Consider the following 3,238-nt stretch of genomic DNA (forward strand, 5'->3'; position numbering starts at 1 on the left):
CAGACTCCATCCATTTGTTGGCATTATAGATTTTATAGTTCTGTCAGATCCAAGATAATTTATTTTGTATTTGTTACGCTCTTCATTTTTTGGTTTTTTCCACCTCCCCCACTCCTCATTAAGTGACAGCCCATCAGCACTACTGAAATGTATTGAACAACCATCCTGAAATGAAATAGTTATTTCAGATTCCGAGCTACTATCATTCAACCAGCATTTTTGAAAAGACTGTGGCATTGGATAATTTTCCCCTAATACAAAGTTCACCGCATCAAAAACCGCACTTTTACCAGCTCCATTTTTACCAATGAAAGCATTTATTCCTTCGTGACATTCAATCTCAATATCTTTGATGCTTTTGAAATTCTTAATTTGGATTTTTGTTATCCTAATTTGATTTCTACTCATACAAAATAAATTTATGCTTTAATTGTTGCATTATAGAACTTCATAGCCCCATGTACACATGTAACTTTCAAATTGAGCGTCAATGATATCTGCAATATTCTAAAAATTTCTAGAGCTACTTTCTACAGATATTTGGCATTACGTACTTACCAAATTTCCTTAGAGTAACTTTTCGTTCCATTGATAGGTATACCCCTAATTATATAAGTAACGCTAAAATTAGTGCATGAAACCTAATTGGTTCAATAATGAGTGGTGATTGTTGTTTGGGTGATGTTGCATAGTTTGAATTGTCCATTCGCTGCCCAAACATTATTTTTTGTTAATCTGTAAGTCTATTAGACCTATATAAGGCATTCAACATGGGTCTGGTGGATGGCTTATATGGGTCTGTTCCTATGGTTTAGATTTAGAGAATTATTAATCTATTAGACCTCTATAAGGCATTCAACATGGGTCTGGTGGATGGCTTATACGGGTCTGTTTCTATAGTTTAGATTTAGAAAATTGAATTCAGTGACAAGCCCACTAGACCTATATAAGGCATTTAACGTGGGTCTGATAGGCGGTTTATATAGGTCTATTTCTACGGCTTGGCTTTAGAAAATTTGTTGAGGATGAGACTACTAGTTGGTGTAAATATTATACTTAGCAAAATCTATATATAATATAAAATGATCATATAATAAATTGCTTGGCTATAATGATACAAATGCAAAAGCTGCAGAAGCCTCTTTCAGAGGAAAAGAAGCTAAGTATAGCGCAGAGCTCAAGCTGGCAATGGATGTACATTAACTCGATGGGTATTAGTGCGATAGCTATCGTAAAAAGTTCATAATTCAGTGATATCTGTTTGGATTGAGCGGTTAGGGAAAGTGGTAAAAGAGATTAAGCCTAAAGATATCAACATAATAGAGCTTAATGAGCTTTTTATTTATGTTTAAAAAAAGAAAATAAAGATTTAGTGCTGTTGACAGAGACAAATTCCGAGTTATTTGTGTCGAAGTAAGGGAAGGTAGGAGCTTCATTTATCTTATGCTTGTATATTGGGTCGCAAATAATCACCTATAATATAAGTAATAGATCCTCATCATATGTAGGCAATCTTTGGTTATTCAGCAATACTGGAAGGATAATAACTATATTAAAATAGTTAGTTATATTATTACTAAAACTTGTTTACTATAGAATGGATGTATGGCATAAAGACCTATTTTAGACATATAAAAGACATATAATGATTGTTGTAACTGGGGGGATAAAGGGTGGATCTGGTAAAACCACTATTGCTACGCATTTGGCAATAATGAGAGCGCATGATAATAAGGATGTACTCTTGGTTGATGCAGATGATCAAGAAACTAGTTTTGATTTTTCGTCCCTTAGGTCATCTTCAGAAGATGACCTAAGATCATACACATGTATTAAGCTATCCGGTCAGGCGGTTAGGTCTGAGATATTAAAGCTTAAGAATAAATATGATGATATTATAGTAGATGCTGGTGGTAGGGATACTGTTAATCAGAGAGCCGCATTGTCTGTTGCAGATATACTGATTGTCCCATTTGTACCCAGAAGCTTTGATCTTTGGACGCTAGATACTGTTGCTGCTATAGTGGAAGAGATTAGACAAATTAATCCCAATCTCAAATCATATGCGTTTTTAAATAGAGCGGATTCAAGAGGATATGACAATTCAGAGGCAAAGGAGCTTATAAGCGAGAAAGAAAATATCAAAATGTATGATGTGATAATTTGTAATAGAAAAGCTTTTGGTAATGCAGCATCTGAGGGTAAAGCTGTACACGAAGTAAAAAATGCTGATCCTAAGGCTATTTCAGAGATACATGCTCTTTATAAAAACGTTTTTAATCATTAAGTTATATGGCTATTTCTAGAAAACCCATAAAAGGCACCAATAATCATACAAAGAAAGATCTAATAGAGGAAATTATAAATAAAGGTGGGTCTAGCGCCATAGATCACGAGCAAACAGAGCATAAATATGCTACACAGCTTAAAATTACCGTGAGATTGCCAGCAAAGGTAATCCAAATTATAGATTTATATGTCAAAGATAGTATGAGTACAACTACACGAAATCAGTTTATAAAAGAGGCGATTGCGGATAAATTAAATAAATTAAAAACCCAAGATATTATTGATGATTATGTCTCTTAAAAATAAAACAAGGATGTATATCAGTTTTGATGATGAGGTTGCTGGCTTTATAGAGGAAAGAGCCATGGCTGAATCGTGCACTAAGAGTAAGTTTGTTTATAGGTTGATACGCAAAGAATATGAGTCTTATAGGAAAAAGAAGATAAGTGAGATAATAGGGGGTGGGAAGAGTATGATAGATGTAGATCTTGATTAGCAAACGGATAAAACTCTAAAACCCTCAAATCTAGAAGAAAGGCACTGCAACAACTTAAGAAGTGCAGACATAGCTTCTGTTGGGCGCCTCTAAAAGCCTAATTATGTGTTGTCATGCATATTAGTAGGTTAGCTCCCAACAAATCTAATGAGATTTTATATCTCGAAGATAAGTCTGATGTAGCTAAGGCGGTATAAAATGATTAGATGAAAAGTAATTTTGTTAAGCTTAATCTAATGATAATTAAGCTATTTTCAAAATTAGTAGCGTAACTTTTTTATGACGCTTTAGGTATGGTATAAACTTAAACAAGATTTTTCTTCTGTAGTTGTACTGTCTGTAAGATTAAATCTTGACTAATATACTTTGGTCATTTTAAGTTGTCTCCTTACCCATAAGTCTTACGCCTTGTACATGATCCTTTAGCTTTGTATATCTCAGTATGGATTTTTT

At 33.7% G+C, this 3,238-nt stretch carries 5 protein-coding genes; 4 read left to right on the top strand and 1 reads right to left on the bottom strand.

The window, feature by feature from the left end; all coding sequences use genetic code 11:
* On the bottom strand, nt 1-408 hold a 408-nt coding region (locus tag Cyrtocomes_RS05690), incomplete at its 3' end, for an AAA family ATPase (protein ID WP_322498223.1).
* 72 nt (nt 409-480) lie between these two features.
* Here Cyrtocomes_RS05690 and Cyrtocomes_RS06170 point away from each other — a divergent pair.
* The 4 genes from Cyrtocomes_RS06170 (at nt 481) to Cyrtocomes_RS05705 (ending at nt 2,785) form a co-directional block, all read left to right on the top strand.
* Nucleotides 481-576 (top strand): helix-turn-helix domain-containing protein, encoded by a 96-nt coding sequence (locus tag Cyrtocomes_RS06170; protein WP_410519710.1) that lies wholly within the window; start codon nt 481-483, stop codon nt 574-576.
* Nucleotides 577-1,645: 1,069 nt separating this feature from the next.
* Complete coding sequence (locus tag Cyrtocomes_RS05695) at nt 1,646-2,287, top strand: AAA family ATPase (protein WP_322498224.1); 642 nt, start codon at nt 1,646-1,648, stop codon at nt 2,285-2,287.
* Between the two features lie 5 nt (nt 2,288-2,292).
* Nucleotides 2,293-2,589: a ribbon-helix-helix domain-containing protein gene (locus Cyrtocomes_RS05700; protein ID WP_322498225.1), complete on the top strand. Its 297-nt coding sequence runs from the start codon at nt 2,293-2,295 to the stop codon at nt 2,587-2,589.
* A 13-nt stretch (nt 2,590-2,602) separates the two neighbouring features.
* Nucleotides 2,603-2,785, top strand: a complete 183-nt coding sequence (locus tag Cyrtocomes_RS05705) for a hypothetical protein (RefSeq protein WP_322498226.1) — start codon at nt 2,603-2,605, stop codon at nt 2,783-2,785.
* Nucleotides 2,786-3,238: the final 453 nt, after the last annotated feature.

This window comes from Candidatus Cyrtobacter comes (assembly GCF_034470605.1).
Lineage (GTDB): Bacteria > Pseudomonadota > Alphaproteobacteria > Rickettsiales > Midichloriaceae > Cyrtobacter > Cyrtobacter comes.

What these genes read in the sequence shown, in the direction of transcription:
- Cyrtocomes_RS05695 (WP_322498224.1), top strand. Translation starts at nt 1,646, where the DNA reads ATGATTGTTGTAACTGGGGGGATAAAGGGTGGATCTGGTAAAACCACT.
- Cyrtocomes_RS05700 (WP_322498225.1), top strand. Translation starts at nt 2,293, where the DNA reads ATGGCTATTTCTAGAAAACCCATAAAAGGCACCAATAATCATACAAAG.
- Cyrtocomes_RS05705 (WP_322498226.1), top strand. Translation starts at nt 2,603, where the DNA reads ATGTATATCAGTTTTGATGATGAGGTTGCTGGCTTTATAGAGGAAAGA.